The sequence below is a fragment of the Inquilinus ginsengisoli genome (assembly GCF_031453975.1).
GTDB classification, from domain to species: Bacteria; Pseudomonadota; Alphaproteobacteria; order DSM-16000; family Inquilinaceae; genus Inquilinus; species Inquilinus ginsengisoli_A.
This window is the reverse complement of the sequence record NZ_JAVDPW010000015.1, coordinates 23,285-49,664: the sequence shown is the minus strand read 5'-3', so window position 1 is coordinate 49,664 and position 26,380 is coordinate 23,285. Positions and strand designations below refer to the sequence as shown.

General features: G+C 71.1%; 26 protein-coding genes. 16 read left to right on the top strand and 10 right to left on the bottom strand.

Annotated elements, in window-relative coordinates:
* Window positions 1-2: 2 nt before the first annotated feature.
* Window positions 3-932 carry a Dyp-type peroxidase gene (locus E9232_RS32395; RefSeq protein WP_309801392.1) on the bottom strand — a complete coding sequence of 310 codons (930 nt, stop codon included), beginning with the start codon at window positions 930-932 and terminating at the stop codon, window positions 3-5.
* Between the two features lie 290 nt (window positions 933-1,222).
* Here E9232_RS32395 and E9232_RS32390 point away from each other — a divergent pair, with 290 nt between their 5' ends.
* The gene (locus tag E9232_RS32390) at window positions 1,223-2,446 is read left to right on the top strand and encodes an aminotransferase-like domain-containing protein (RefSeq protein WP_309801391.1); all 1,224 of its coding nucleotides are present in this window, start codon (window positions 1,223-1,225) and stop codon (window positions 2,444-2,446) included.
* A gap of 98 nt (window positions 2,447-2,544) precedes the next feature.
* The gene (locus E9232_RS32385) at window positions 2,545-3,012 is read left to right on the top strand and encodes a very short patch repair endonuclease (protein ID WP_309801390.1); all 468 of its coding nucleotides are present in this window, start codon (window positions 2,545-2,547) and stop codon (window positions 3,010-3,012) included.
* Here the strand turns inward: E9232_RS32385 and E9232_RS32380 are convergent.
* Window positions 2,982-3,233: a DUF3297 family protein gene (locus tag E9232_RS32380; RefSeq protein WP_309801389.1), complete on the bottom strand. Its 252-nt coding sequence runs from the start codon at window positions 3,231-3,233 to the stop codon at window positions 2,982-2,984. The genes E9232_RS32385 and E9232_RS32380 overlap by 31 nt on opposite strands.
* A gap of 265 nt (window positions 3,234-3,498) precedes the next feature.
* Between E9232_RS32380 and E9232_RS32375 the strand changes: the two genes are divergently transcribed.
* On the top strand, window positions 3,499-4,701 hold the full coding sequence (locus tag E9232_RS32375; protein ID WP_309801388.1) for a lactonase family protein: 1,203 nt from the start codon (window positions 3,499-3,501) through the stop codon (window positions 4,699-4,701).
* A 7-nt stretch (window positions 4,702-4,708) separates the two neighbouring features.
* On the opposite strand, the gene E9232_RS32370 is transcribed toward E9232_RS32375, so the two are convergent.
* A complete protein-coding gene (locus E9232_RS32370; RefSeq protein WP_309801387.1) occupies window positions 4,709-5,707 on the bottom strand; it encodes a zinc-dependent alcohol dehydrogenase family protein in 999 nt (332 codons plus the stop codon).
* A gap of 101 nt (window positions 5,708-5,808) precedes the next feature.
* Here E9232_RS32370 and E9232_RS32365 point away from each other — a divergent pair, with 101 nt between their 5' ends.
* The gene (locus E9232_RS32365) at window positions 5,809-6,660 is read left to right on the top strand and encodes a LysR family transcriptional regulator (protein ID WP_309801386.1); all 852 of its coding nucleotides are present in this window, start codon (window positions 5,809-5,811) and stop codon (window positions 6,658-6,660) included.
* Window positions 6,661-7,004: 344 nt separating this feature from the next.
* Here the strand turns inward: E9232_RS32365 and E9232_RS32360 are convergent, their stop codons facing one another.
* Window positions 7,005-7,880 carry a hypothetical protein gene (locus E9232_RS32360; RefSeq protein WP_309801385.1) on the bottom strand — a complete coding sequence of 292 codons (876 nt, stop codon included), beginning with the start codon at window positions 7,878-7,880 and terminating at the stop codon, window positions 7,005-7,007.
* A gap of 326 nt (window positions 7,881-8,206) precedes the next feature.
* Entirely contained in the window at window positions 8,207-8,980 is a 774-nt protein-coding gene (locus tag E9232_RS32355; RefSeq protein WP_309801384.1) for an SDR family NAD(P)-dependent oxidoreductase, read from the bottom strand.
* Window positions 8,981-9,141: 161 nt separating this feature from the next.
* Between E9232_RS32355 and E9232_RS32350 the strand changes: the two genes are divergently transcribed.
* Window positions 9,142-9,720, top strand: a complete 579-nt coding sequence (locus E9232_RS32350) for a TetR/AcrR family transcriptional regulator (RefSeq protein WP_309801383.1) — start codon at window positions 9,142-9,144, stop codon at window positions 9,718-9,720.
* Here E9232_RS32350 and E9232_RS32345 read toward each other — a convergent pair.
* Window positions 9,717-9,995, bottom strand: a complete 279-nt coding sequence (locus tag E9232_RS32345; RefSeq protein WP_309801381.1) for a BolA family protein — start codon at window positions 9,993-9,995, stop codon at window positions 9,717-9,719. The two genes, E9232_RS32350 and E9232_RS32345, sit on opposite strands and share 4 nt — an antisense overlap.
* A gap of 203 nt (window positions 9,996-10,198) precedes the next feature.
* Here E9232_RS32345 and E9232_RS32340 point away from each other — a divergent pair, with 203 nt between their 5' ends.
* The 7 genes from E9232_RS32340 to murI all read left to right on the top strand — a co-directional run bounded on the left by E9232_RS32340 (window position 10,199) and on the right by murI (window position 17,501).
* Complete coding sequence (locus tag E9232_RS32340) at window positions 10,199-10,780, top strand: J domain-containing protein (RefSeq protein WP_309801379.1); 582 nt, start codon at window positions 10,199-10,201, stop codon at window positions 10,778-10,780.
* 50 nt (window positions 10,781-10,830) lie between these two features.
* Window positions 10,831-11,811, top strand: coding sequence for a cobaltochelatase subunit CobS (gene cobS / locus E9232_RS32335; protein ID WP_309801378.1), 981 nt, complete (start codon window positions 10,831-10,833; stop codon window positions 11,809-11,811).
* A gap of 146 nt (window positions 11,812-11,957) precedes the next feature.
* Window positions 11,958-13,817 carry a cobaltochelatase subunit CobT gene (gene cobT / locus E9232_RS32330; protein ID WP_309801376.1) on the top strand — a complete coding sequence of 620 codons (1,860 nt, stop codon included), beginning with the start codon at window positions 11,958-11,960 and terminating at the stop codon, window positions 13,815-13,817.
* A 438-nt stretch (window positions 13,818-14,255) separates the two neighbouring features.
* Window positions 14,256-15,434 (top strand): helix-turn-helix transcriptional regulator, encoded by a 1,179-nt coding sequence (locus tag E9232_RS32325; protein WP_309801374.1) that lies wholly within the window; start codon window positions 14,256-14,258, stop codon window positions 15,432-15,434.
* Between the two features lie 90 nt (window positions 15,435-15,524).
* Entirely contained in the window at window positions 15,525-16,088 is a 564-nt protein-coding gene (locus E9232_RS32320) for a GNAT family N-acetyltransferase (RefSeq protein WP_309801372.1), read from the top strand.
* Window positions 16,085-16,528 carry an acetyltransferase gene (locus E9232_RS32315; RefSeq protein ID WP_309801370.1) on the top strand — a complete coding sequence of 148 codons (444 nt, stop codon included), beginning with the start codon at window positions 16,085-16,087 and terminating at the stop codon, window positions 16,526-16,528. The genes E9232_RS32320 and E9232_RS32315 overlap by 4 nt, the downstream gene beginning before the upstream one ends.
* 118 nt (window positions 16,529-16,646) lie before the next feature.
* Window positions 16,647-17,501: a glutamate racemase gene (gene murI / locus E9232_RS32310; RefSeq protein WP_309801368.1), complete on the top strand. Its 855-nt coding sequence runs from the start codon at window positions 16,647-16,649 to the stop codon at window positions 17,499-17,501.
* Window positions 17,502-17,710: 209 nt separating this feature from the next.
* Here the strand turns inward: murI and E9232_RS32305 are convergent, their stop codons facing one another.
* The 3 genes from E9232_RS32305 to E9232_RS32295 are packed head-to-tail and all read right to left on the bottom strand — an operon-like array spanning window position 17,711 to window position 20,405.
* On the bottom strand, window positions 17,711-18,634 hold the full coding sequence (locus E9232_RS32305) for an SMP-30/gluconolactonase/LRE family protein (protein ID WP_309801367.1): 924 nt from the start codon (window positions 18,632-18,634) through the stop codon (window positions 17,711-17,713).
* 14 nt (window positions 18,635-18,648) lie between these two features.
* Window positions 18,649-20,067, bottom strand: coding sequence for an amidase (locus E9232_RS32300; RefSeq protein WP_309801366.1), 1,419 nt, complete (start codon window positions 20,065-20,067; stop codon window positions 18,649-18,651).
* A 53-nt stretch (window positions 20,068-20,120) separates the two neighbouring features.
* On the bottom strand, window positions 20,121-20,405 hold the full coding sequence (locus E9232_RS32295; protein ID WP_309801365.1) for a GNAT family N-acetyltransferase: 285 nt from the start codon (window positions 20,403-20,405) through the stop codon (window positions 20,121-20,123).
* A 95-nt stretch (window positions 20,406-20,500) separates the two neighbouring features.
* Between E9232_RS32295 and E9232_RS32290 the strand changes: the two genes are divergently transcribed.
* Both E9232_RS32290 and E9232_RS32285 read left to right on the top strand, forming a co-directional pair.
* Entirely contained in the window at window positions 20,501-21,727 is a 1,227-nt protein-coding gene (locus E9232_RS32290) for a putative DNA modification/repair radical SAM protein (protein ID WP_309801363.1), read from the top strand.
* On the top strand, window positions 21,727-23,166 hold the full coding sequence (locus E9232_RS32285; protein ID WP_309801361.1) for a UdgX family uracil-DNA binding protein: 1,440 nt from the start codon (window positions 21,727-21,729) through the stop codon (window positions 23,164-23,166). The genes E9232_RS32290 and E9232_RS32285 overlap by 1 nt, the downstream gene beginning before the upstream one ends.
* Window positions 23,167-23,169: 3 nt before the next feature.
* Here the strand turns inward: E9232_RS32285 and E9232_RS32280 are convergent, their stop codons facing one another.
* On the bottom strand, window positions 23,170-24,354 hold the full coding sequence (locus E9232_RS32280; protein WP_309801359.1) for an MFS transporter: 1,185 nt from the start codon (window positions 24,352-24,354) through the stop codon (window positions 23,170-23,172).
* Between the two features lie 120 nt (window positions 24,355-24,474).
* On the opposite strand from E9232_RS32280, the gene E9232_RS32275 reads away from it, so the two are divergent.
* Window positions 24,475-25,368 (top strand): LysR family transcriptional regulator, encoded by an 894-nt coding sequence (locus E9232_RS32275; RefSeq protein ID WP_309801357.1) that lies wholly within the window; start codon window positions 24,475-24,477, stop codon window positions 25,366-25,368.
* A 40-nt stretch (window positions 25,369-25,408) separates the two neighbouring features.
* The gene (locus E9232_RS32270) at window positions 25,409-26,362 is read left to right on the top strand and encodes a thymidylate synthase (protein ID WP_309801355.1); all 954 of its coding nucleotides are present in this window, start codon (window positions 25,409-25,411) and stop codon (window positions 26,360-26,362) included.
* Window positions 26,363-26,380 lie beyond the last annotated feature (18 nt).

The window sequence follows — 26,380 nt, the reverse complement described above, 5'->3', positions numbered from 1 at the left end:
CTCTAAGATTCGAAGCTGTCGAGGAAGTCCGCGGACGGAAGGAAGAACAGCGATCCGGTGACGGCGCGGCTGTAGTCCAGCAGCCGGTCATAGTTCCCCGGCGGCCGGCCGACGAACATGTTCTCCAGCATCTGCTCGATCCGGTGCGGCGACCGGGCATAGCCGATGAAGTAGGTGCCGAACTCGCCCTTCCCCACCTCGCCGAACGGCATGTTGTCGCGCACGATCTCCAGCTCCTCGCCATCCTCCACGATCGAGGTCAGCGCGTTGTGGGCGGAGGTCGGCTTGACCGCGTCGTCGAGCTCGATGTCGTCGAGCTTGGTCCGGCCGATGATGCCTTCCTGCTGCTCGACCGGCAGCCGGTTCCACGCCTTGAGGTCGTGGAGGTACTTCTGCACCACGACATAGCCGCCGCCGGCGAACCCGGCATCCTCGTCGCCGATCGTGGTGGCGTCGATCCTGGCCTGGCCCTCGGGGTTCTCGGTGCCGTCGACGAAGCCGATCAGGTCGCGATCGTCGAAATAGTTGAAGCCGTGCACCTCATCGACCACCGCGACCGCGCCGCCGAGCTGCGCCATGATCTGGGTCGCCAGGGCGAAGCACAGGTCCATGCGCCCGGCGCGGATGTGGAACAGGATGTCGCCCGGCGTCGAGACGGCGTGATGCACGCCCTTGATCTCGCGGAAAGGATGGAGGTCCCGGGGCCTCGGCGCGCCGAACAGCCGGTCCCAGGCGTCGGATCCGAAGCCCATGACGCAGGACAGCCCGCCATCGAGGTCGCGAAAGCCCACCGCCCGCACCAGGCCGGACAGCTTGCCGCACAGGGTCTTCACCGAATCGTCGTGCTCACGCCCGGGATTGATGGTCGCGACCATGAAGATGGCGGCCCGGGTGAGCTTGGTCGCGACCGGCTGGCTTTGAACTGATGGCACTTGGTCACATCCGTATAGTGACTGGCGTTGGTGACTGGCCCAGCACAACTCCGTGCGGCGCCCCGCACCACTATCCCCAGGGCTGTCACGGCTGGCAACTCCGGACCTCGGCTTTCGGCCATAAGTGAGTCGCCTCAGTTGGCGCGAAACAAAATGTCTCCAGAGTCGCATCCAGCGCAACTCTGGCATGATATAGGTCAGTCTTATTGACATAAATCGGAGCCGCATGGTTCCGTGGAATCGACGCCGGGATGCGGCGCGCCCAGGACGACCGACCGAGGACCAGACCGATGAGCATCGGCGAGACCCACTACGCCACGCGCGCCGCCAAGATGCGCGCCTCCGAGATCCGCGAGCTGCTGAAGCTGCTGGACCGGCCGGGCGTGATCTCCTTCGCCGGCGGCATCCCCGACCCGGCGCTGTTCCCGACCGATGTCATCCGCGAGGGCTATGCCGCCGCGCTCGATGCCGGCGGCGCCGCGCTGCAGTATTCGGTCAGCGAGGGCTATGTCCCGCTGCGCCAGTGGCTGGTCCGGCACATGGCGTCGATCGGGGTGCCCTGCACCATCGACAACATCGTCATCACCTCGGGCTCGCAGCAGGGGCTGGACTATCTCGGCAAGCTGTTCCTGTCGCCGGGCGACACCGCGCTGGTGACCTGGCCGGCCTATCTCGGCGCGCTGCAGGCCTTCAACGCCTATGAGCCGCGCTACGACCGGCTGGCGCCGGAGCACGGCAACACCACGCCCGCGGCTTATCGCATGGCGGCTGAAGCCGCTGGAGGACGGGTGGCTTTGGCCTACCTGACCCCGGATTTCGCCAACCCGTCGGGCGAGACCCTGAGCCTGGACGGCCGCCGCCGCGCCTTGGCCCTGGCCGACGAGCTGGACATCCCGGTGATCGAGGACGCCGCCTACCAGCAGCTGCGCTACGACGGCGAGGATGTGCCGCCGCTGCAGGCGCTGGACGTCGCGGCCAAGGGCGGCGACATCGACCGCAGCCGGGTGACCCACAGCGGCAGCTTCTCCAAGACCCTGGCGCCGGGCCTGCGCATCGGCTGGATCTGCGCCGCGCGCGGCGTGGTGCAGAAGCTGGTGCTGACCAAGCAGGCGGCCGACCTGCACACCCCCACCATCAACCAGATGGTGATGCACCATGCCGCCGAGCACGCCCATGCGGCCCAGGTGGCGAAGATCCGCGCCGCCTATCGCGACCGCCGCGACCACATGCTGGCGGCCTTGCTGCGGCACATGCCGGCGGGGGTCAGCTGGACCCGGCCGCAGGGCGGCATGTTCATCTGGGTGACCTTGCCGGAGGGGCTGGACGGCGCCGAGCTGCTGGCCCGGGCGGTCGAGCAGGGCGTCGCCTTCGTCCCCGGCCGCGCCTTCCACGCCGACGGCACCGGCGGCAACAGCCTGCGCCTGTCCTTCTCGCTGGCCGATGCCGCGGCGATCGAGACCGGCATCGGCCGGCTCGGCGCCCTGATCGCCGGCGCGGCCCAGGCGGCGGCCTGAGGAGAGGCGCCCCGGGGCGCCAGCGCAAGAACCGGATTGGCCCGACCCGGCCCATGACCGAGAACACCGCCTCGTTTCCACCACGAGGAGGATCGGTCATGGTCGACCGGCTGACGCCCGAGCGGCGGTCCTGGCTGATGGCCCGGATCCGGGGCAAGGACACGCTGCCGGAGCGCCGCACCCGCAGCGCCGCGCACGCCATGGGCCTGCGCTTCCGGCTGCACCGGCGCGACCTGCCCGGCACGCCGGACCTGGTGCTGCCGAAGCGGCGGGTGGCGCTGTTCGTGCATGGCTGCTTCTGGCACCAGCATCCCGGCTGCCGCAAGGCGCGCCAGCCTCAGACCCGGCCGGACTATTGGGCGGCGAAGTTCCGGGCCAATGCCGAGCGCGACGTCCGGGCCGCGGCGGCGCTGGAGGCCCGCGGCTGGCGGGTCGTCATCCTGTGGGAGTGCGAGACCGAGGATGCCGAGGGCCTGCGGCGGCGGCTCGGCGAGCGCATCGACGGCGACCGGCCCGGCCTTGCCGGCGCCGGCGGTCAGCCCTCCGGCGTTTCGTCCCGGAAATAGGGCTCGACCACGCCGTTCATCTTCATCGTCAGGGGGTGGCCGCGGCGGTCCAGCGCCTTGCCCATCGACAGCCGGACCCAGCCCTCGCTGACGCAGTACTCCTCGACATTGGTCCGCTCGGTGCCGTTGAAGCGGATGCCGATGCCCCGGCGCAGCACGGCCTCGTCGTAATGCGGGCTGTCCGGATTGTTCGAGAGGTGGTCGGGCGGGGTCTGGGTCATGGCGGCGGCCTTCACAGCAAAATCACCCCGCGTGATAGCCGCCCGCGGCCGCGCTGCCAACCACGCTGTCGTCGCCGCCCCTTGACCGTCCCGAGTTTCCGACCTTAGGCTGAATCGCAATTAAGGAAGCAATTCCACAATAACGGAATTGCGCAAATAGGGATTCCAGCCACCGCAGCGAGGCGCAATCATGTCGGGATCGGATCGGACGGAGACCGGTGTCACACAGGGCGAGGCTATGGCCTCGGGCCCTGATGTTGCTGGGATGTCGCGGCGCGCGGTGCTGGGCGGCACCGCCACACTGGCCATGGGGATGACGATGGCGAACGGCGCAAGGGCGGCGGAGACCAAGGCGGGGTCCCGGCTGCTCTATGTCTGCAGCTACACCGGCAAGACCGGCAATGGCCCAGGCATCACCCTGGTCCGGCTGGACGCGCAGAAGGGCCGGCTGGAGGCGGTGAAGAGCGTCGCCGGGCCGAACCCGTCCTGGCTGGCCTTCGCCCCCGATGGCGGCCATGCCTATGCGGTCAACGAGATCGACTCCTTCGGCGGCAAGGCCCAGGGCTCGGTCACAGCCTACCGGGTCGACCGCGCCAGTGGCGACCTGACCGCGCTGAACAGCGTCGGCTCCGGCGGCACCGGGCCGGCGCATTGCAGCGTGCATCCCGCCGGCCGGCATGTGCTGGTGGCCAATTACGGCGGCGGCCAGGTGACGGTGCTGCCGATCGCGGCGGACGGGTCGTTGGCCGAGGCCACCGATGTCCAGGCGCCGCAGGGCCCCACCGGCCCGACCACGGCCGAGGCCGCGCCGCCGGGCAGCTTCGCCTTCAGCGGCCACGACGCCTCGCACGCCCATATGGTCGAGGCCGACCCGCAGGCGCGCTTCGTGCTGAGCACCGATCTCGGCCAGGACCGCACCTATGTCTGGACCCTCGACCCCGAGGCCGGAAAGCTCCACCCGGCCGACCCGGCCTTCTTCGCCACCGCCTCGACCGGCGCCGGGCCGCGCCACTTCGCCTTCCATCCCGATGGCCGCATCCTCTACACCCTCTATGAGGAGGCGTCGCAGCTGGCGGTGCACGGCTACGACCCCGCGACCGGCCGCACCGCGCTGCTGCAGAAGACCGGCACGCTGCCGCCGGGCTTCGCCGGCTCCAGCTTCGCCTCGGCCCTGGCGGTCAGCGCCGATGGCCGCTTCCTCTATGCCGGCAACCGGCTGCACAACAGCATCGCCATCTTCGCCATCGGCGGCGACGGCAAGGTGCGCTGGCTGGACGCGGAATGGACCCGCGGCGACTACCCCAACCAGATCGCGCTCGACCCCACCGGCCATTTCCTGTTCGCCTGCAACCGGCGCAGCGACCAGGTGACCCTGTTCCGGGTCGACCGCCGCTCCGGCAAGCTGGACTTCACCGGCCAGTACCTGCCGGTGGGCAGCCCCAACATGGTGGCCTTCGCGCCGGGCTGAGCCTGCCCTACTCAACCTCCACCACCACTTTCCCGGCGGTGTTGCCCTCGGCCACCGCGGCATGGGCGGCCTCGGCCGTGTCCAGGGTGAAGCGGCGCGGGTCGAGCACCGGCGCCAGGGTGCCGGCCTCGGCCAGCGCCCCGGCCTGGCGCAGGATCTCGCCGTGCCGGGCGCGGCCTTCGCCGGTCAAGAGCGGCAGCAGGGTGAAGACGCCGGAATAGGTCGCGGCGCGGAACGACAGCGGCGCCAGCGCGTGGCTGCCCCAGCCCAGGCTGCTGACGACATGGCCGAAGCGCCGCACCGCCTGGAACGAGGCGTCGAGCACCGGCCCGCCGACCGTGTCGTAGACCAGGTCGAAGCCGCGGCCGGCGGTGTGGGCGGCGACATACTGCTCCACCGTCACCGCCTCGTGGTTGATCGGGGTGGCGCCGAGGCGCCGCACCAGGTCGTGCTGCCCGGCCGAGGCGGTCGCGAAGACCCGCGCCCCGAAGGCCCGGGCGATCTGCACCGCGACATGGCCGACGCCGCCGGCGCCGCCCTGGACCAGCACGTCCTGGCCCGCGCGCACCGCCGCGCGGTCGACCAGCCCTTCCCAGGCGGTGATCACCACCAGCGGCAGCGCCGCGGCCTCGCGCATCGTCAGGCTGGCCGGCTTAGGCGCCAGCAGCGCCGCATCCACCGCCGCATATTCGGCGAGCGACCCCTGGTGGCCGCCGACGCCGCCGGTCATGCCGTAGACCTCGTCGCCCGGCCTGAAGCCCGCGACGCCGGGGCCCACCGCCGCCACCGTGCCCGCGAGGTCGATGCCGAGGATGCCGGGCAGCGGGTGTCGGGCATGCGCCGCGGCGCCGGCCCGGATCTTGAGGTCGAGCGGGTTGACGCCGCTGGCGGCGATCCGCACCAGCACCTGGCCGGCGGCCGGCACCGGCCGGGCCAGCTCGGCAAGGCGGAACGGCGCGTCCGGCCGGTCGAGCACCAGCGCGCGCATGGAGGGGATATCGGTCATGGCTAGCTCCTCAAGGTCGAGGCCCGAGAGATGGCCCATGCCCGGCCGATCCGAAATCGAAGAGAATGTTCGAGATCCATGCATTTTTGTATGATGCCCGCGTGGAATGGAGCGACCTCAAGATCTTCCTGGCGGTGGCGCGGGCCGGCACGCTGGGCGCCGCGGCCCGGCAGTTGGGCCAGACCCAGCCGACCATGGGACGGCGGCTGCGGGCGCTGGAGCAGGCGGTCGGCCAGACCCTGTTCCAGCGCACCCGCGACGGCTTCGTGCTGACCGCCGAGGGCGAGGCCGTGCTGGCCCATGCCGAGCGCATCGAGGAGGAGGCGATCGCCTTCGAGCGCACCCTCGCCGGCCAGGGCCGGGCGCTGGAGGGGATGCTGCGGGTCTCGGCGTCGGACTGGTTCGGCGCCCGGGTGCTGACCCCGGTCCTGGCCGGTTTCACCCGCGCCCATCCCGGCGTCACGGTCGAGCTGGTCACCGATGCCAGGCTGTTCAGCCTGGCCCGGCGCGAGGCCGACCTGGTGGTGCGGATCCGGCCCTTCGACGAGCCCGAGGTGGTGCAGCGCCGGCTGACCCATGTGCCCTACGCGCTCTACGCCGCGGCGGGCACCCCGCCGCCGGTGGCCGGCGACGGTGCCGGCAGCGCCCTGGTCACCATGGACACCGCCTTCGAGGCGCTGCCGGATGTCGGATGGCTGACCCGGCTGCTGCCGCGCGCCCGCATCGCCTTCCGCAGCAACAACCGCGAGGCCCAGGCGCGGGCCTGCGCCGCCGGGGCCGGCTTCGCCGTGCTGCCCCGGCCGCTGGGCGATGCCGAGCCGGGTCTGGCGGCGATCGACCTCGGCGAGGCCCCGCCGGGCCGCGACGTCTGGATCGGCTTCCACCGCGACCTGCGCCGCCTGGCCCGGCTGCGCGCCCTGCTGGACACGCTGCTGGACCGGCTGGCGGGATAGGGCTGAACCCAATCGAGTCCTCGTCCCGTAGGGGGCTCGGTTTGCTTTGGCTCTGTCATGGGACAGGCCGGCTCTCCCCCTCACCCCAGGGAGAGGGCGAAGCCCTCTTCCCTCTCGGCCCATTCCTCCTGAGTCCCCCCTCCCCTTGCGGGAGGGGGTTAGGGGGAGGGGTCTGCGCGCGTCCGCGCGCGAATGCGCAAAGGACAGGCTTCGCCATCGACGGCTGGATTGTCGGAATCGAGGCCGGCTCCGGCGGTGCGAACCCCCTCCCCCTACCCCCCTCCCGCAGGGGGAGGGGGGACCCGGTTTGTTTCGGCTTCGGTGACTCCACCCCATCCAGCCTATCACCCGGTATCCGCAACCTCCGGCTTGTCGCGCTTGAAGCCGAAGACCATCGGGCTGAGCCCGAGCGACCGGCAGAGACGGTTGGCCGCGGTGGCGATGGTCTCGGTGTCGAGCATCTCGACCGCATCGGGCTCCTGCAGCCGCACCGCCAGACCGGCCCGGAGCGCCGGGATCCAGGCCGGATCGGCGCATTCCGCAAAGTCGCGCTCGACCGCGGCGGTCACCGCCTTCCGGCGCTTGGCCCGGATCGCCTGGATCTCCGCCGGGCTGCCCGCCGGCCGCCTGGGGCGCGGCGTGGCCGGCCATTCCTCGCCGCGCCAGCGCTGCCAGGTCTCGGACAGGCCGAGGCCGCAGGCCACCCCCGCCATCACCGACCCCACCGGCCGGTCCTCGACCCGGACGTCCTGGTCCTCGTAGAGCCCGTCGACCCGCTCCTCGAGATCGTCCTTCAGGGCGTTGAAGCGGCCCTCATCCTCGATCTCCTCGCAGATCATGTCCTGCAGGGTGTCCTGGACCTCGTCGCGGTGGCGGTCGCGGCGGGCCTTGCGGGCGGCCAGGCGGTCGGGGGTCTCGGCCCGGTCCTGGGCGCACAGCTTGTCGGCGGCGCGGGCGCGCTGGGCCAGCGACTGATGCACCGTGCGGGCGAAGCGGGTGAAGGCCAGCCCGGCCTCCCGCGCCTCGGCCCTCGCGGCCGCGGCCTCGTCGGTCCCGGGCGCCGCGGCCCTCACCTGGGCCTGGGCGTCGAGGGCACGGGCGCCCTCGCCCCTGACCAGCTGCAGGCTGATCTCGGCGATCTCGGTGAGCATCTCCATCTGCTGCAGCGCGAGGCTGCGGCAATGGGCCTGGATGTCGAAACCTTCTGGTGGCGTTTTCATGGAACGTATCATGAACGAGTCGTTCCACTTAACACAATGCACATTGTGTTTACGCCTGCGCCTCTCCCGCTTGCGGGACCCTTTCGGAATGAACCGAGCCCATTCCTTTCTTGTCCCCCCCTCCCCTTGCGGGAGGGGGTAGGGGGAGGGGGTAGGGGGAGGGGTCTGCGCGCGTCCGCGCGCGAATGGGGCAAAGGACAGGCTTCGTCGTCGGAGCCAAATTGCCAGGGTCGTGGCCGGTTCGGGGCATCGGAAACCCCCTCCCCCTACCCCCTCCCGCGAGGGGAGGGGGGACTCTTTTTAACCTCCGCCGCTGGCGGTATCGCTCACCCCCGATACACCGGCGCCCCGTACGGCGCGCCGGAGCCGCCGCCGTCGACGAAGATCTCGGTGCCCTGGATGTTGCTGGATTCGTCCGAGGCCAGGAACAGCACCGTGTTCGCCACCTCCTCGGCCTTGCCGAAGCGGCCGAGCGGGATGCCGCGGCTGATGCGCTGCTCCAGCGCCGCCCGGGCCTCCGGCGTCGGCGCCACGGCGGCCCAGATCTCGGTGTCGGTGGCGCCGGGCGAGACCACATTCACCCGGATGCCGCGCGGCGACAGCTCGGCGGCCAGCACCCGGCCCATCGAGCGCACGCCGCCCTTGCTGGCGGCATAGGCCGACCAGCCGGGCGAGCCATACACGCTGTGCACCGAGCCGTTGAGGATGATCGAGGCGCCGTCGTTGAGATGCGGCAGCGCCGCCTGCACCGCGAAGAACACGCCGGTCAGGTTGATGCGCAGGATCTGCTCGAACTGCTCGAGCGCGGTCTGGCCGATCGGGGTGGTGCCGCCGATGCCGGCATTGGCGAAGACGATGTCGATCCTGCCGAAGCGCTTCGCCGTCTCCGCCGCCGCCCGCTCCATCGCCGCGACATCCGTGGTGTCGGCCTGAAGCGCCAGCACCGCGTCGCCCAGCTCGCGCGCCGCGGCGTCCAGCGTCTCGCGGTTGCGGCCGGTGATCGCCACCCGCGCGCCTTCGGCCACGAACCGCCGGGCCGTCGCCAGGCCGATGCCGGTGTTGCCGCCGGTGATCAGCGCGACCTTGTCCTGCAATCTCATCACGGTCTCCTGCACCCCGTCGGGGCGTCGCTTGCGTGGGTTTGCCGCGCATCCCTGGCGGGGGTGGCCTGACGACCCCATGTTCTGCATGATGACCATCATCCTGACTGGAAGATGATGACCATCATCCTCATTGTCAACCGGTGCGGGGAGATATCGCCATGGGCCATTCGCGGGACGACAAGGCGGCCAGCCACGACCGGATCGTGCGGATTGCGGCGGCGCGGTTTCGCGAGTCGGGGGTCGACGGCATCGGCGTCGCCGAACTGATGCAGGAGGCGGGGCTGACCCATGGCGGCTTCTACCGCCACTTCGCCTCACGCGACGACCTGGTGGCCGAGGCGGTGGAGATGGCGCTGGGCCACAGCCGGGTGCAGACCACCACCACCGGACCGGACGGCGCGCCGCGCGACTATGCCGAGTTCGTCGCGGCCTATCTGGACCCGGCGCATCGCGACGACCCCGCGAACGGCTGTGCCGTGGCGGCGCTGGCCGGCGAGGCCGGGCGCCTGGACGAGCGGCCGCGGGCGGCCTTCACCCGCCAGTTCAAGACCAACCTGGACAATGTCGCCGCCATGCAGCGGGCGAAGGTCCCGGATGCCGGCCGGGCCGACGCGCTGCTGGCGGCCAGCGCCCTGGTCGGCGCCGTGGCCCTGTCGCGCGCCGTGTCGGACCCGGCGCTGTCGGACGAGATCCTGGCGGCGGTCCGCGCCAGGCTGGTCGCGCTGACGGAGGTTTAGGCCTTGGCTGATTCCGCCGGTGTCTGCGTCGTCAGCGACAGGGCGTGCACCCGGTCCTTCAGCTCCGCCGCCAGCAGGTCGTAGACCAGGCGCTGGCGTTCGACCCGCGACTTGCCGGTAAAGGCCTCGGACACGATCCGCACCCGGAAGTGACTTTCGCCCTGCCCGTCATGGCCGGCATGGCCGGCATGGCGGTGGCTGTCGTCGATGATCTCCAGCTGCGCCGGGGCCAGCGCGTCCTCGATCTTGCGGCGCATCCGCTCGGCGATCTGCATCGGTCTCGACCTTTTCCGTTCCGGGCTGTCCCGACCGTGATAGCAGAGGCGGCGCCGGCCGGGGAGATCCTGCGGATTCCCCTAGGACCCTGCCTGCCCTCCTACCCGCCTATGCCGCAAGCGCCGATGCTGCGACACGGCGGCAGGTCTGATCCCCACCGCGTCGGCTTGTCAGGCGAATGAGCCCTGCCCATACTCGCACCATGGCCACTGCAAACCGCAGATATCACCGGACGTATGAGGAGCCGGCGCCGTCAGCGCGCCGCTGCGATCATCCGGGCTGCGCCGGCGCAGGGGAATTCCGCGCGCCGAAGTCGCGCCAGCATCTCAACGAGTACTACTGGTTCTGCCTCGACCATGTGCGGGAGTACAACCGCGGCTGGAACTACTACCAGGGCATGAGCGCCGACCAGATCGAGCGCGAGGCCCGCCGCGACACGGTGTGGGACCGGCCGACCTGGCCGATGGGCAGCTGGCGCGCCGAGCAGCGGCTGCGCGACCGGATCTACCGCAGCTTCGCCGAGGGCGCCGGCGACAACCCGTTCCGGGCCGGCGCCGAGGCGCAGGAGGAGGCTCAAGCGGGCCGCCCGCTGACCGAGCAGGAGAGCGCGATGAAGACGCTCGAACTCGCTCCCCCTTTCGACCTGAAAGCGCTCAAGGCGCGCTACAAGACGCTTGTCAAACTGCATCACCCGGACGCCAATGGCGGCAGCCGCGATGCCGAGGAGAAGTTCAAGACCATCAACCACGCCTACACCGTGTTGAAGGCTGGCTTCGCCTCGTAACCCGCCACCGCGTACTCCGTTACCTCTGGAATTTGGACTTCGACTGGATCATGAGCGCTGACACCTCCACCACGCTGCCCGACATCAAGGTTTCCGTCCGGCAGACCTTCGGCATCGACAGCGACCTGCAGGTGCCCGCCTTCTCCTCCGCCACGCCGCACGTGCCGGATGTCGACAGCGCCTACCGCTTCGACCGCGACACCACCATGGCCATCCTGGCCGGCTTCGCGCACAACCGCCGCGTCATGATCCAGGGCTATCACGGCACCGGCAAGTCGACCCATATCGAGCAGGTCGCGGCCCGGCTGAACTGGCCCTGCGTCCGCGTCAACCTGGACAGCCACATCAGCCGCATCGACCTGGTCGGCAAGGACGCCATCGTGCTGCGCGACGGCAAGCAGGTGACCGAGTTCCGCGAGGGCATCCTGCCCTGGGCGCTGCAGAACCCCTGCGCCATCGTGTTCGACGAATACGATGCCGGCCGGCCGGACGTGATGTTCGTGATCCAGCGCGTGCTGGAGGTCGAGGGCAAGCTGACCCTCCTGGACCAGAACCGGGTGATCAAGCCGCACCCGGCCTTCCGCATCTTCTCCACCGCCAACACCGTCGGCCTGGGCGACACCACCGGCCTGTATCACGGCACCCAGCAGATCAACCAGGGCCAGATGGACCGCTGGTCGATCGTGGCCACCCTGAACTACCTGCCGCATGACGCCGAGGTCGAGATCGTGCTGGCCAAGGTGCCGGATTTCGACAATGAGGATGGCCGCGCCAAGATCAACGCCATGGTCCGCCTGGCCGACCTGACCCGCGCCGGCTTCATCGGCGGCGACATCTCGACCGTGATGTCCCCCCGCACGGTGATCACCTGGGCCGAGAATGCGCGGATCTTCGGCGATGTCGGCTTCGCCTTCCGCCTGACCTTCCTGAACAAGTGCGACGAGGTCGAGCGCTCGACCGTGGCGGAGTACTACCAGCGCTGCTTCGGCACCGAACTGCCGGAAAGCGGCGTCCGCGCCCATCTGGCGTGAGGCCGGGTCGCGGGACTTTTCTTCCTGTCATGCCCGGACTTGATCCGGGCATCCAGAGGATGTCGAAACCCTCTGGATTGCTGGGTCAGGCCCGGCAATGACAGGCTAAAGCGGAAGCGGCGAAAGCCGCAGAGACGAAGCAGGCGATGCCCCAGGACGACAGCCCGATCGAGGTCTTCAAGCGCGCCACCACGGCGACGGTGCGCGCCATTGCCGAACGGCCCGACATCACCGTCGCCTATTCCAGCGAGCCGCCCGGCGTCGCCGGCACCCGCGCCCGGCTGCCGCAGCCCTCGCGCCTGCTGACCACCGCCGAGGTGGCCAAGGTGCGCGGCGCCGCCGACGCCGTGGCGCTGCGCCTGCGCCACCACAACGCCAAGGTCCACGCCGCCCGCATGCCGCAGGGCGACATCGCCCGCGCCGCCTTCGAGGCGCTTGAGCAGGCGCGCTGCGAGGCGATCGGCGCCACCCAGATGGCCGGCGTCGCCGGCAACCTGACCGCGGCGCTGGACGACCGCTACAAGCGCCAGGGCCTGGACCGCGTCACCGAGCGCGAGCAGGTGCCGCTGGCCGAGGCGGTGCGGCTGGCCGCCCGCGAGGCGATGACCGGCGAGAAGCCGCCGCCGAACGCCCGCCACGCCGCCGAACTGTGGAAGTCCTGGCTGGAAAGCCGCATCGGCCGGACGCTGCACCAGCTGGCCGAGGCGATGGAGGACCAGGACGCCTATGCCCGCCAGGCCAAGCACCTGCTGGCCGAGCTGGACGTCGAGATCGGTCAGGAGGACGAGAGCGAGGAGACCGAGGAGGGCGACGACGACGAGAAGTCGCAGGGCGAGCAGCCCGAGGAGGAAGGCCGCGAGGGCGAGCAGGTCAGCGCCAGCGCCGACGACAGCGACAGCGACCCCGAGAGCGGCGACGAGACCGACGCCGAGGGCGCCGAGCAGGAGGATTCCTCCGACGACAGCGACGAATTCGCCACCGAGGACACCGACGCGCCGGGCCAGCCCTGGCGCGACGACCAGACCGGCCCGTTCGACCCCACCGGCCTGAACTACAAGGCCTACACCACCCAGTTCGACGAGGTGGTGGTGGCCGAGGACCTGTGCGACGCCGACGAGCTGTCGCGCCTGCGCCTGATGCTGGACCAGCAGCTGCAGCACCTGCAGGGCGTGATCGCCAAGCTGGCCAACCGGCTGCAGCGCAAGCTGATGGCCAAGCAGACCCGGTCCTGGGACTTCGACCTCGAGGAAGGCATCCTGGACGCCGCCCGGCTGGCCCGGGTGGTGATCAACCCGCTGACGCCGCTGTCCTTCAAGATGGAGCAGGACACCGATTTCCGCGACACGGTGGTGACCCTGCTGATCGACAATTCCGGGTCGATGCGCGGGCGGCCGATCACCATCGCCGCGATCGCCGCCGACATCCTGGCGCGGACGCTGGAGCGCTGCGGCGTGAAGGTCGAGATCCTGGGCTTCACCACCCGCGCCTGGAAGGGCGGCATGGCGCGCGAGCGCTGGATCCAGCAGAGCAAGCCGCAGAATCCGGGCCGGCTGAACGACCTGCGCCACATCATCTACAAATCCGCTGACGCCCCCTGGCGCCGCGCCCGCAAGAATCTGGGCCTGATGCTGCGCGAGGGCGTGCTGAAGGAGAACATCGACGGCGAGGCGCTGCTGTGGGCGCACAACCGCATCGTCGGACGGTCGGAGCAGCGGCGCATCCTGATGGTGATCTCGGACGGCGCGCCGGTCGACGACTCCACCCTGTCGGTCAACCCCGGCAACTATCTCGAACGCCACCTGAAGCAGGTGATCGAGTACATCGAGCGCTGGTCGCCGGTGGAGCTGGTGGCGATCGGCATCGGCCATGACGTCACCCGCTACTACCGCCGTGCCGTCACCATCGTCGACGCCGAGCAGCTGGGCGGCACCATGATCGATAAGCTGGCCGAGCTGTTCGACGAGGCGCCGAAGAAGGCGGCCGCGGGCCTGCGCCGGGCGGGGTGAACCGGCGGGGCCGCGCCCCATCGCTGCGAACCGACGACACAGTCCGTTCCCTTCACTGACCGGACGCCCGTCCGCCAGGACCGGTTCCGCACCCCGCGGGCGATGCCGTTCGGCCGCAGCCGCCCGCCGATCGCCGCCGGATATCCACACCGATGCCACAATAGTGGTAATCATGGAGGGGTATATCGGCCTTCATATTTTCCTCCCGATTTGGAAAGATGTTCGCCGGGCATTCTCGGTTTTCGCCACGGCCAGCCGAGTACAGGACCAGAATCGACGGGGATCGCTGCAGTAGTCATTTTTTCCTTTTCTAGGAAATGCCGGAGCGTTTGCGATGTCTGCATGCCATGATCGACCAGGGCGCGACGAGCATGCGGCGATGCGTGCCGGTCCGATATTTGATCCCGCCCGGGCGGCGCAGGCAGAAGGATCGGTCGAATGACCGCGGGCGCGCAGGCGATCCTGCAGACCGTGCAGCGGATCTACGACGCGGCGCTGGAGCCCGATGGCTGGCCGCAATGCCTCGACGCAGTGCGCGACATCGTCGGCGGCAGCCATGCCATCTTCAGCACCTCGACGCCGCTCGGCGTCGACCTGTCGACCTGCAGCCGGATGGACGTGCAGCTTCACTCCAGCCGCTGCGACCGCATCCTGCACAGCGACTTCTGGGCCGAGCAGATGCGGCGGTTCCCGGCCGGCGTCGCCCGCACCCAATCCTCGATGCTGCCGGTGCGGGACTATGAGCGGACGGATTTCTACCAGGAGCTGATCCGGCCGATCGGCGGCGGGCTGGCCGCCGTCGCCGTGCCCTGGCGCCAATCCTCCGACTGGTCGGCGGTCCGCGTCTGCCGCCCGCTGCATGACCGGGATTTCGGCGAGGCCGAGCTGACCACGCTGCAGACCCTGGTGCCCCATCTGGCCAAGGCGGGCCGGCTGAGCCGCCGCCTGGCCACCACCGACCCGCGCGCGGCCGGCGCCCTGGCCGCGATCGACGCGCTGGGCATCGGGCTGATCCTGCTGGACCGGCAGGGCCGGCCGACCTACCGCAACGAACGGGCCGAAGCCATCATCGCCGCGCGCGACGGGCTGCTGGCCGACAGCTACGGCATCGCCACCGCGCTGCCGGCCCAGACCCGGGTGCTGCACCAGGCGATCGCCGCGGCCATGCTGATGGGCGGCGGCCCGGACGACATGGACGCCGCCTTGTCCAGCAGCGGCGACATGGCCCGGCGCATCCCGGTGTCGCGCCGCCCGCCGAACGGGCCGCTGGTGCTGACCGTGGTGCCGGCGCCCACCATCGGCCGCCGGATCGACCGCGAGGATGCCGGCGGCGTGGCCGTGCTGGTGTCCGACCCCGACCGGCGCCTGCGCATCGACACGGGCGGGCTGGTGACGACCTATGGCCTGACCCGGCGCGAGGCCGACCTGGCGGCGCTGATCGCCGACGGCTCCGGCCCGGCCGAGGCCGCCGCAACCCTCGGCATCTCGATCGGCACCGCCCGCCACTACCTCAAGCAGGTGTTCGAGAAGACCGAGACCCACCGGCAGGCCGATCTGGTCCGCCTGCTGCTGCACAGCTTCGTGGCCGCCGACATCGACGCCGTCACCGGGCGCTGAGCGGCCCTCCGCGACCCCGACCGGCGTCGGCTTGACCGGCCGGGCCGGATCGGGCCTGCTGCGGCCGATTTCGACTCAGGAGGCGCCGCCATGCCCGCCCCGATCCTGGAGACCGGCCCGGTCCTGGAGACAGACCGCCTGATCCTGCGCCCGACGCAGGCGGAGGATTTCGAGGGCTGGGCCGCGATGATGGCCGATGCCGAGGTCGCCCGCGCCCTCGGCGGCGTGCAGCCGCGCACCACGGCCTGGCGCGGCTTCATGATCATCGCCGGGGCCTGGGCAATCCAGGGCTTCGCCATGTTCTCGGTGATCGAGAAGGCGACCGGCCGCTGGATCGGCCGGCTCGGCCCGTGGCAGCCGGAAGGCTGGCCGGGCACCGAAATCGGCTGGGGCCTGTGCCGCGAGGCCTGGGGCAAGGGTTACGCCACCGAAGGCGCCGCCGCGTCGATCGACTGGGCCTTCGACCATCTCGGCTGGACCGAGGTGATCCACTGCATCGCGCCGGAGAACGAGCCGTCCAAGGCGGTGGCGCGGCGGCTGGGATCGGTGTTCCGCGGCCCCGGCCGGCTGCCGGCACCGCTGGACAGCCTCGACATCGAGATCTGGGGCCAGACCCGCGAGGAATGGCGCGCCCGCGCCGGGGGCCGGCGGTGACGGTCGCGATCCGCGCCGGCCGGCTGGACGACAATCCCGAACTGCTCGACATCTGGCTGCGCGCCGTGCGGGCCACCCACCACTTCCTGACCGAGGACGACATCCAAGTCTTCGTGCCGCTGCTGCGCGACCACTATCTCGCGATGGCCGAGCTGTGGGTCGCGGCCGGGGCGGGCGATGCGCCGGTCGGCTTCATGGGCCTGGCCGAGGCGAAGGTGGAGATGCTGTTCGTCGACCCGGACCGGCACGGCCTGGGCACCGGCCGGGCGCTGCTGGCGCATGCGGCAGCGCTGAAGGGCGCCCTGACCCTCGACGTCAACGAGCAGAACCCCGGCGCCGTCGCCTTCTACCGCAGATGCGGCTTCCGCGAGACCGGGCGGTCCCCGGTCGACGGCATGGGCATGGCCTTCCCGCTGATCCACATGGCCGCGGAGGCCTGACCGGACGACCGGTCAGCCCAGCAGCGCCGCAAGCTTGTCGAGACAGTCCTCTCAGCCGGCGATCTTGAGAATGCCGCGAAGATCCGCTACCGCCACAGCGGGACCATGGGGATGCGGGATGATCGGGGTCTTCGATTCGGGCACGGGCGGGCTGACGGTGCTGCAGGCCCTGGCGCACGACCTGCCCGGCCAGCGCTTCGTCTATCTCGGCGACCACCGCCACGCCCCCTACGGCAACCGCGAGCCGGAGGAGATCTACCAGCTGACCGTGGCGGCGGTGGAGCGCCTGTTCGGCCTGGGCTGCCGGCTGGTGGTGGTGGCCTGCAACACCGCCGCCGCCAACGGGCTGCGCCGGCTGCAGCAGACCTGGCTGCCGTCGCATCACCCCGACCGCCGGGTGATCGGGGTGCTGGTGCCGATGGTCGAGGCCATCACCGGCGTGCCCTGGATGGCCGACATCCGCACCGGCCGGCACCGCGGCGAGCCGCGCACCGTCGCCATCTTCGCCACCCGCCACACCGTGCGCAGCGGCGCCTTCGTCGAGGAGATCGGCAAGCGGGCGCCGGAGGTGACGGTGGTGCAGCAGGCCTGCCCGGTGCTGGTGACGCTGATCGAGCAGGCGGCGCCGGAGGCGGTGCTGCGCCGCGCCGTGCGCCGCTACGCGGCCTTGCTGATGCGGCAGCTCGGGGGCGTGCCGCCGGATGCGGTGATCCTGGGCTGCACCCATTACCCGCTGATCTCAGGGCTGTTCGCCGAGGCGCTGCCACCCGGGGTGGAGATGCTGTCCCAGCCCGACATCACCGCCCGCAGCCTGGCCGCCTATCTTGAACGCCACCCCGAATTCGACACCGCCGACGGGACGGACGCGCCCCCGCCCCGCTTCTTCACCACCGGCGACGCCGGGAAAGTCTCCGCCCTCGCCACCCGCTTCTACGGCCGCCCGGCCGTGTTCGAGCCGATCGGGGCGGCCTGAGGCCCCGCGAGTCTGAGCCCAATTCTCCGGTCGCGTCTCGGCACGCCCCTTCACTTGTCATGCCACGGCTTGACCGTGGCATCCAGGGGCGGCCAGAGCGGCTCGTCGTGGCCCCTGGATTGCCCGGTCAAGCCGGGCAATGACAGTAAAGGATAGATCTCGACCGTCAGACGCAGGTCGAGTTCGCAAGCACGAACCCAACCTACGCCCTACCGGGAATAGGCCAGGCGCAACCCGGGCTCGGGCCAATCCATCGCCACCAGCCGCCCGGTGCCCGACAGGGTGATGTAGGCGGTCTTCAGATCCGGCCCGCCGAAGCAGATGTTGGTCGCAACCGGGTCGGGAAGCATGACCTGCCGCAGGACGGTGCCGTCCGGAGAGATCACGGTGATGCAGCCGGTGATCAGCGTCGCGACACAGATGTTGCCATGGGCATCGACGGCCATGCTGTCGAAGCGCTGGTATCCGGGTAGGCCGCAGACCAGCCGGCCGCCATGCGGCGATGGGAACGGGTGCCGTCGCGGCCGCCCCGGCGCCTCGAGGTCGAAGGCCCAGAGCCGTCCGGTGTCGGTTTCCGCGACATAGACCGTGGAGTCGTCCGGCGACAGGCCGACGCCGTTCGGCATCTCCATGGGATAGGCGACCTCGACGATCTCAGAGCCGTCGGCGCGGGCGTAGTACAGCCCGCCATAGTCGCGGTCGCGCTCCCGGTGCTTGCCGTAATCGGTGAAGTAGAAGCCGCCCGACCGGTCGAAGACGATGTCGTTCGGACCGCACAGCCGGTTCTCGCCGCAGCGGTCGTAGAGGGTCCGGACCTCGCCCGTGGCGAGATCGAGGCGTTCGATCCGCCCGCCGCTGTACTGCGGGTGGACGCCGCGGCGCATCCGGTTGTAACCGCCGTCCATGTGGAACAGGAAGCCGCCGTTGTTGCAGACATAGAGGGCGCCGTCCGGGCCGACCGCCAGGCCGTTCGGCCCGCCGCCGAGCGTCGCCACCACCTCGACCGTTCCGTCGGGCCGGACGCGGCTGACGGTTTCCCGTTGGATCTCGACGACCAGGACGGAGCCATCGGCCTCGGCCACGGGCCCTTCCGGGAACAGCAGCCCGCTGGCGACGGTACGGATATCCGGCATTGTCCCCTCCTAACCTACCCCAGCTTCGGCACCGCCCGGCCGAAGCCGTTGCGGCCGGCCCAGGTCTCGATCGCGCGGGCGGCGGCCAGAACGGCGCGGTCGCCGCGGCGGCGGCCGATGATCTGCAGGCCGAAGGGCAGCCCCGCTGCGTCGCGGCCGAAGGGCAGCGCCACCGAGGGCAGCCCCGCCAGGGTCGGGCCATAGGCCAGCGCCAGCCAGTGGAAGTAGCTGGACAGTTCGGCACCATCGATCGTCGCCGGGTACCAGTCCTTCCACGGGAAGGGCGGGTGGCCGGCCACCGGGCAGATCACCACGTCGACACCGGCCAGGAAGGCATCGAAGTCGCGCAGCACCCGGGTCTGCACCGTCAGCGCCGAGGCGACATCGGCAAGGCCCAGCTTCAGGCCGGCCGCGACATTGGCGCTGACATTCGGCCCCACCTTGTCGGGCGTGGCCTCGACCTTCTCGCGATGGCCGGCCACGAAGCCGACGGCGCGCAGCGTGGCGAAGGCCTGGTCGACCCCGCGCATGTCGACCGCGAAGTCGGCGCGGCGGCCGAAGGCGGGCTCCAGCGCTTGGGCGGCCGCGCGGAAGGTGGTGCGGACGCGGCTGTCGACCGGGGCGAAGCCGAGATCCTCGGTGAAGGCCGCGGACAGGCCCGACAGCTCCGGCGCCTCGAGCGAGCGGAACGGCGCGCCATCGACGCCGAGCGACAGCGGGTCGCGCGGGTCGTCGCCGACCATCACCGACAGCATCAGCGCCGCATCGGCCACGGTGCGCGCCATCGGCCCGTCGACCGACAGCGGCGACCAGCCATGGCCGCGGGTCTCGGTCGGGATCAGCCCCGGCGTCGGGCGGAAGCCGACGATGCCGCAGTAGGAGGCCGGGGTGCGCAGGCTGCCGGCGAGGTCGGAGCCGGTGGCCAGCGGGACCATGCCGCAGGCCAGCGCCACCGCCGAGCCGCCGGACGAGCCGGCGCAGGTCAGCTCATGGTCGAAGGGATTGCGGGTCGGGCCGAACACCTCGTTGCGGGTGTTGGCGCCGGCGCCGAATTCCGGGGTGTTGGTCTTGGCCAGCACGATGGCGCCGGCCTGGCGCAGCACCGCCACCACCAGCTCGTCGGCGGCCGGCACGTTGTCGGCGAACAGCGGCGAGCCATAGGCGGTCAGCAGCCCCTCGGTCTCGCTGAGGTCCTTCACCCCGATCGGCAGACCGTGCAGGGGGCCGAGGGCGTCGCCGCGCCGCACCGCCGCCTCGGCTCGCTGAGCCTCCGCCCGGGCGCGGTCATAGGCGGTGGCGGTGATGGCGTTGACCGCCGGGTCCGCCGACTCGATCCGGGCGATGCAGCTCTCCACCAGCTCCACCGGCGAGATCTCGCCCGCCCCGATCAGGCGCCGCAGCTCCACCGCCTCGCGATCGCACAGCTCCGCCATGTCAGCCTCTCCGGTTCATGTCGGGCAAATGTGCGAGGCCGGTCGCGGGGGCGTCAACCGCGATCCGTGGCCACCAGATCCCCATATTCCGGGTGGCGCCGGATCACCGCGGTGATGAAGGGGCAGAGAGGCCGCACCTTCAGCCCGGCGGCGCGGACCCGGTCGAGCGTGGCGAGCACCAAGGCAGTGCCGATTCCGCGGCCGGACAGCGCCTGCGGCACCTCGGTGTGGGTCAGCGCCAGCACATCGCCCAGGCGGCGGTATTCGACCACCGCCACGGCGCCGTCGACCGCCATCTCGTAGCGGCTCAGCGCCGGATTGTCGGCCACCTCGGCCATGTCCCTGCCTCCATCGGATTGCGGCCGGCAGTCTACGCGCGGCCCGCCATCGAAGGCGAGGTTGACTCCACCGCAGATCGGAACAAATTAGCAACATGACCGAGACCCTGACCACCCTGGCGAAGCTCGACATCCTGGCCGATGCGGCGAAATACGACGCGTCCTGCGCCTCCTCCGGCGCCACCAAGCGCGATTCGCGGGACGGCAAGGGCCTCGGCTCCACCACCGGCGCCGGCATCTGCCACTCCTACACGCCGGACGGGCGCTGCGTGTCGCTGCTGAAGATCCTGCTGACCAATTTCTGCCAGTACGACTGCGCCTATTGCATCAACCGCCGGTCCAGCAACGTGCGGCGGGCCCGCTTCACCATCGCCGAGGTCGTCGACCTGACCATCCAGTTCTACAAGCGCAACTACATCGAGGGGCTGTTCCTGTCGTCCGGCATCATCCGGTCGGCCGATTACACCATGGAGCAGCTGGTCGAGGTGGCGCGCCGGCTCCGGCATGACCATGGCTTCCGCGGCTACATCCACCTGAAGACGATCCCAGAGGCGAGCCCCGAGCTCTTGGAAGCCGCCGGCCGCCACGCCGACCGGCTGTCGATCAACATCGAGCTGCCGACCGAGGACGGGCTGACCCGGCTGGCGCCGGAGAAGCGCAGCCGGACCATCCGCGGCGCCATGGGCCGGCTGCGGCTGGGGATCGACGAATCCGAGGCCGAGCCGAAGGCGCCGCGCTTTTCCCCGGCCGGGCAGAGCACCCAGCTGATCGTCGGGGCCGACGGCGCCGACGATTCCACCATCCTCGGCACCGTCGCCGGCCTCTATGCCGGCTACCGGCTGAAGCGGGTCTACTACTCCGCCTTCAGCCCGATCCCGGAGGCGAGCAGCGCCCTGCCGCCCCAGGCCCCGCCCCTGCAGCGCGAGCACCGGCTGTACCAGGCGGACTGGCTGATGCGGTTCTACGGCTTCGACGCCGGCGAGATCCTGGCCGGCGTGCCCGGCGGGATGCTGGACCTCGCCATCGATCCGAAGCTGGCCTGGGCACTGCGGCACCGCGACCGCTTCCCGGTCGACGTCAACCGGGCCGAGCGCGGCCTGATGCTGCGCATCCCCGGGCTGGGCGCGCGGACGGTCGAGCGGATCGTGGAGACGCGCCGGCACCACAGCCTACGGCTGGCGGATTTGGCCCGCCTGACCGGCGCGCTGAAGCGGGCCCTTCCCTTCATCATCGCCGCCGACCACCGGCCGACCTGGCTGCTGGACCGGGCCGACCTGCGCGCCCGGCTGGCCCCGCCCACGCAATTGTCGCTGTTCGCCTGATGCGCGCGGTCGTCATTCGCGAGCCCGACGATCTCGATGGCTTCCGGCAAGCGGCGCGCGGGCTGATCGCGGCGCAGGTGCCGCCGGGCGCGGTGTCCTGGCACGAAGGCGGGGATCCGCCGCTGCTCGGCGAGATCCCGCCGGCCGCGGCCGAGGCCCCGCCCCTCGCCGTGCCGGCGCGGTTCCAGGATCTGGCCGGGGCCGCGATCTGCCATCGCGATCCCGAGCGGTTCGCCCTGCTGTATGCGGCGCTGTGGCGGCTGGCCCATGGCGAGCGGAGCCTGCTGCGGATCGCCTCGGATCCCCTGACCGGCCGGCTGGAGCGGATGGCCCAGGCGGTGCGCCGCGACGCGCACAAGATGACGGCCTTCCTGCGCTTCCGCCGGGTCGAGGCCGAAGGTGACGGGGCAGGCGAGCACTTCATCGCCTGGTTCGAGCCGGAGCACCACATCCTGCGCCGCGTGGCCCCGTTCTTCACCGGCCGGTTCGCGGCGATGCGCTGGTCGATCCTGACGCCCGAGGGGTCGCTGCATTGGGACGGGGATAAGATCGCCTTCGGCCCCGGCATGCGGCGCGACCAGGCGCCGGAGGGCGATGTACAGGAGGACGCCTGGCGGCGCTACTACCGCGCCACCTTCAACCCGGCCCGCGCCAACCCGGTGGCGATGCGGGCGGAGATGCCGAAGAAATACTGGCGGAACCTGCCGGAGGCCGGGCTGATCCCGGGCCTGCTCGGCGATGCCCGGGCGCGCACCCGCGCCATGATCGACGCATCGCCCGAACCGCCGCGCAAGCCGATCCCGGCGCCCGACCTGCATCGCCCGGGCCCTGCCGGCACGCTGGCCGGCCTGGCGTCGGAGATCGCCGCCTGCCGGCGCTGCCCGCTGCACGGCCCCGCCACCCAGCCGGTGTTCGGCGAAGGCCCGGCGGACGCGGCGGTCGCCTTCGTCGGCGAGCAGCCGGGCGACCAGGAGGATCTGGCGGGCCGTGCCTTCATCGGCCCGGCCGGGCAGGTCTTCGACCGCGCCCTGGCCGATGCCGGCATCGACCGCGGCCGGGTCTACATCACCAACGCGGTGAAGCATTTCAAGTACCAGCTGCGCGGCAAGCGGCGCATCCACCAGCGGCCGAACAGCGGCGAGGTCGAGGCCTGCCGCTGGTGGGTCGACCGCGAGCTGGCCCTGATCCGGCCGCGGCTGGTGGTGGCGCTGGGCGCGACCGCGGCCCGATCCCTGTCGGGCCACGCGGCCCCGCTGGCCGAAATCCGCGGCGTGCCGGTCCGCTTCCGTGGCGACCTGCCGGGGCTGGTCACCGTCCATCCGTCCCACCTGCTGCGGCTGCCGGACCGGCAGGCGCAGCAGGCGGCCTATGAGCGGTTCGTCGAAGATCTCCGGCACGCCGCCCTGCTGGTGCCGGAGATCGGTGTCGCCCGGATCTGATCGTCAGCGGGCGCAGTCCGCGGCGGGGACCAGCGCCGGCCCGCGGCGGTCGAGCCGCAGGCTGAACGCCGCCACCGCCAGCCCGGCCAGGGGCACCAGGGCGGCGACCCAGGGCACGGCGCCGAGGCCCGGCCCCTGGTCGATCACCACGCCGCCGAGCCAGGCGCCCAGCGCGTTGCCCAGGTTGAAGGCGGCGATGTTGAAGCTGGAGGCCAGGCTCTGGCCCGCGCCTTGCGCCTTCTCCATCACCCACATTTGCAGCGGCGCGACGGTGGCGAAGCCGGCGGCCCCGAGCAGGCCGACGAAGACGATGGCCAGGACCTGGCTGTGGATGGCGAAGGTCATCAGCCCCAGCACCACGGCCAGCACCACCATGCTGCCCAGCACCGTCGGCACCAGCCAGCGGTCGGCGAACCTGCCGCCAGCCAGGTTGCCGACCACCAGCCCGCCGCCGAACACCAGCAGGATCGGGGACACCGCACCTTCCGAGAAGCCGGTGATCCGGGTCAGGATCGGCGCGATATAGGTGAAGACGGCGAACACGGCGGCGAAGCCGAGGACGGTGGTCAGCAGGCCCAGCAGCACCGGCCGGCGGGCCAGCACCCGCAGGTCCTGGCGCCAGTCGCTGGCCTCCGGCGCCGCCTTGTCCTTCGGCACGGCGACGGCGATCACGGCCAGGGCGGCGATGCCGACGGCGGTCACGGCCCAGAAGGTGGCGCGCCAGCCGAAGCCCTGGCCCAGCCAGGTGCCGAACGGCACGCCCAGGATGTTGGCCACGGTCAGGCCGGTGAACATGATGGCGATGGCCGAGGCCCGCTTGTCCGCCGGCACCAGGCCGGTGGCGACCACCGAGCCGACGCCGAAGAAGGTGCCATGGGCGAAGGCGGTCAGGATGCGCGCCGCCATCAGGGTGTTGTAGTCCGGCGCCACCGCGCAGGCGAGGTTGCCGATGGTGAAGATCACCATCAGGCCCAGCAGTACGGTCTTGCGCGACATCCGCCCGGTCAGGGTGGTCAGGATCGGCGCGCCGGCGACGACGCCGAGCGCGTAGCCGCTGATCAGCAGGCCGGCGGTGGAGATCGAGACGCCGAGATCGGCGCCGACCTGGGGCAGCAGGCCCATGATGACGAATTCGGTGATGCCGATGCCGAAAGCACCGACGGCAAGGGCGTAGAGGGCGAGGGGCATGATGGCCGACCTTCCGATGAACCAACCTTCCGTGAAACGGTCACCGCAAGATGGGCACCCCGGCCGTTTGCGATTATCCTTCGCCGCGGCCGATCATCTGTGAAACGGATTCCAAAGCCGATGGATGTGAACCGATCCGGCGAGATGGAGGTGTTCGTGCGGGTGGTGGAGGATGGCAGCTTCTCCGCCGCCGCCCGCCGCCTGGGCCTGACCCCGTCCGCCGTCGCCAAGCTGATCGGGCGGCTGGAGGACCGGCTGGGGGTGCGCCTGCTGGCCCGGTCGACCCGCAGCCTGATGCCGACGCCGGAGGGCAGCCTGTTCTACGAGCAGGCCAGCCGGATCCTGGCCGACATCGCCGAGGCCGAGGCCGGCGCCGGCGGCTCGGCGGCGCCGCGCGGGCGGCTGCGGGTCAGCGCCTCGATCCCGTTCGGCACCCATTGCCTGATGCCGCTGATGCCGGAGTTCCGGGCCCTGTACCCGGCGGTGACGCTGGACATCAGCCTGACCGACGAGGTGGTCGACATCCTGGCCGAGCGCACCGATGTCGCCATCCGCCACGGCCCGCTGCGCGACAGCGGCCTTTTGGCCCGCAAGCTGGGCGACAGCCGGCGGGTGCTGATCGCGGCGCCGTCCTACATCGAACGCCGCGGCCGGCCCGAGACGCCGGCGGACCTGGCCGGGCACGACTGCCTGACCTTCAACTACCGCCGCAGCTTCACCGACTGGGTGCTGGCCGGGCCGGACGGGCCGCGGCCGATGCAGGTGTCGGGGTCGCTGGTGGTCAACAACGGCGAGACCCTGCGCCAGGCGGTGCTGTCCGGCATGGGGATCGGCCGCACCGCGATGTACCATATCGGGCACGACCTCGCCGCCGGCCGGCTGGTCCAGCTGCTGCCCGAATTCGACCCGAAGGAGATGGAGGAGATCCATGCCGTCTTCCTCGGCCGCGGCACCATGCCGGCCCGGGTGCGCGCCTTCGTCGACTTCCTGGCCGATCGGGTGCGGATCGCGTAGCCACCATCGACGGCCGCGCCAGACTTGCTAAGATGGGGACATGCTCGACCACAGCCGCACCCCGCATCCCGAACACCAGTATCTCGACCTGCTGGAGCGCGCCTGGCGCGAGGGCGCGCCGCGGCGCGACCGCACCGGCGTCGGCACCCGTGCCCTGTTCGGCCAGACCCTGCGAATCGACCTGTCCGACGGCACCGTGCCGCTGCTGACCACCAAGCGGGTGTCGTGGAAGACCATCGTCCGCGAGCTGCTGTGGTTCCTGGACGGCGGCACCAACATCCGCCCGCTGCTGCAGGACGGCGTGACGATCTGGACCGACTGGCCGCTGGCGAAGTACCGCCGCGAGACCGGCGAGGACATCTCGCAGAAGGCGTTCGAGGCCCGCATCGTCGAGGACGAGGCCTTCGCCCAGCGCTGGGGCGACCTGGGCCCGGTCTATGGCGCGCAATGGCGGCACTGGCCGCGCTACGAGCCGGCGGGCGAGGCCGACGGCGAGACGCTGTACCGCCGCGACCCCGAGGGCATCGACCAGATCACGGCGCTGGTGCGCGACATCCGCACCCACCCGTCGTCGCGGCGGCTGATCTTCACCGGCTGGAACGTCGCCGAGCTCGGCGGCATGGCCCTGCCGCCCTGCCACACCACCTACCAGTACTTCGTCGCCGACGGCCGGCTGTCGGGGCTGCTGCACCAGCGCAGCTGCGATGTCGGGCTGGGCGTGCCCTACAATCTGGTGACCGCGTCGCTGCTGATCCGCATGCTGGCCCAGCAATGCGACCTGGAGCCGGGCGAGTTCGTCTGGTTCGGCGGCGACACCCATGTCTACGAGAACCACGGCGACCTGGTGGCCGAGCAGCTGAGCCGCGAGCCGCGGCCGTGGCCGGTGCTGCGCTTCGCGCGGCGGCCGGAATCGATCCTCGACTACCGGTTCGATGATTTCATCATCGAGGGCTACGATCCCCACCCCTCCATCGCCGCGCCGATCGCGGTGTGACACGCCTGCCGCAGGGAA

Excerpts from the sequence above, each read along its gene's own strand:
- E9232_RS32270 (WP_309801355.1), top strand. The coding sequence starts at position 25,409 with ATGCTCGACCACAGCCGCACCCCGCATCCCGAACACCAGTATCTCGAC.
- E9232_RS32380 (WP_309801389.1), bottom strand. The coding sequence starts at position 3,233 with ATGACCCAGACCCCGCCCGACCACCTCTCGAACAATCCGGACAGCCCG.
- E9232_RS32275 (WP_309801357.1), top strand. The coding sequence starts at position 24,475 with ATGGATGTGAACCGATCCGGCGAGATGGAGGTGTTCGTGCGGGTGGTG.
- E9232_RS32385 (WP_309801390.1), top strand. The coding sequence starts at position 2,545 with ATGGTCGACCGGCTGACGCCCGAGCGGCGGTCCTGGCTGATGGCCCGG.
- E9232_RS32295 (WP_309801365.1), bottom strand. The coding sequence starts at position 20,405 with ATGGCCGAGGTGGCCGACAATCCGGCGCTGAGCCGCTACGAGATGGCG.
- cobS (WP_309801378.1), top strand. The coding sequence starts at position 10,831 with ATGAGCGCTGACACCTCCACCACGCTGCCCGACATCAAGGTTTCCGTC.
- E9232_RS32340 (WP_309801379.1), top strand. The coding sequence starts at position 10,199 with ATGGCCACTGCAAACCGCAGATATCACCGGACGTATGAGGAGCCGGCG.
- E9232_RS32300 (WP_309801366.1), bottom strand. The coding sequence starts at position 20,067 with ATGGCGGAGCTGTGCGATCGCGAGGCGGTGGAGCTGCGGCGCCTGATC.
- murI (WP_309801368.1), top strand. The coding sequence starts at position 16,647 with ATGATCGGGGTCTTCGATTCGGGCACGGGCGGGCTGACGGTGCTGCAG.
- E9232_RS32370 (WP_309801387.1), bottom strand. The coding sequence starts at position 5,707 with ATGACCGATATCCCCTCCATGCGCGCGCTGGTGCTCGACCGGCCGGAC.
- E9232_RS32345 (WP_309801381.1), bottom strand. The coding sequence starts at position 9,995 with ATGCAGATCGCCGAGCGGATGCGCCGCAAGATCGAGGACGCGCTGGCC.
- E9232_RS32320 (WP_309801372.1), top strand. The coding sequence starts at position 15,525 with ATGCCCGCCCCGATCCTGGAGACCGGCCCGGTCCTGGAGACAGACCGC.
- E9232_RS32305 (WP_309801367.1), bottom strand. The coding sequence starts at position 18,634 with ATGCCGGATATCCGTACCGTCGCCAGCGGGCTGCTGTTCCCGGAAGGG.
- E9232_RS32285 (WP_309801361.1), top strand. The coding sequence starts at position 21,727 with ATGCGCGCGGTCGTCATTCGCGAGCCCGACGATCTCGATGGCTTCCGG.
- E9232_RS32390 (WP_309801391.1), top strand. The coding sequence starts at position 1,223 with ATGAGCATCGGCGAGACCCACTACGCCACGCGCGCCGCCAAGATGCGC.
- E9232_RS32375 (WP_309801388.1), top strand. The coding sequence starts at position 3,499 with ATGTCGCGGCGCGCGGTGCTGGGCGGCACCGCCACACTGGCCATGGGG.
- cobT (WP_309801376.1), top strand. The coding sequence starts at position 11,958 with ATGCCCCAGGACGACAGCCCGATCGAGGTCTTCAAGCGCGCCACCACG.
- E9232_RS32290 (WP_309801363.1), top strand. The coding sequence starts at position 20,501 with ATGACCGAGACCCTGACCACCCTGGCGAAGCTCGACATCCTGGCCGAT.
- E9232_RS32280 (WP_309801359.1), bottom strand. The coding sequence starts at position 24,354 with ATGCCCCTCGCCCTCTACGCCCTTGCCGTCGGTGCTTTCGGCATCGGC.
- E9232_RS32325 (WP_309801374.1), top strand. The coding sequence starts at position 14,256 with ATGACCGCGGGCGCGCAGGCGATCCTGCAGACCGTGCAGCGGATCTAC.
- E9232_RS32350 (WP_309801383.1), top strand. The coding sequence starts at position 9,142 with ATGGGCCATTCGCGGGACGACAAGGCGGCCAGCCACGACCGGATCGTG.
- E9232_RS32360 (WP_309801385.1), bottom strand. The coding sequence starts at position 7,880 with ATGAAAACGCCACCAGAAGGTTTCGACATCCAGGCCCATTGCCGCAGC.
- E9232_RS32355 (WP_309801384.1), bottom strand. The coding sequence starts at position 8,980 with ATGAGATTGCAGGACAAGGTCGCGCTGATCACCGGCGGCAACACCGGC.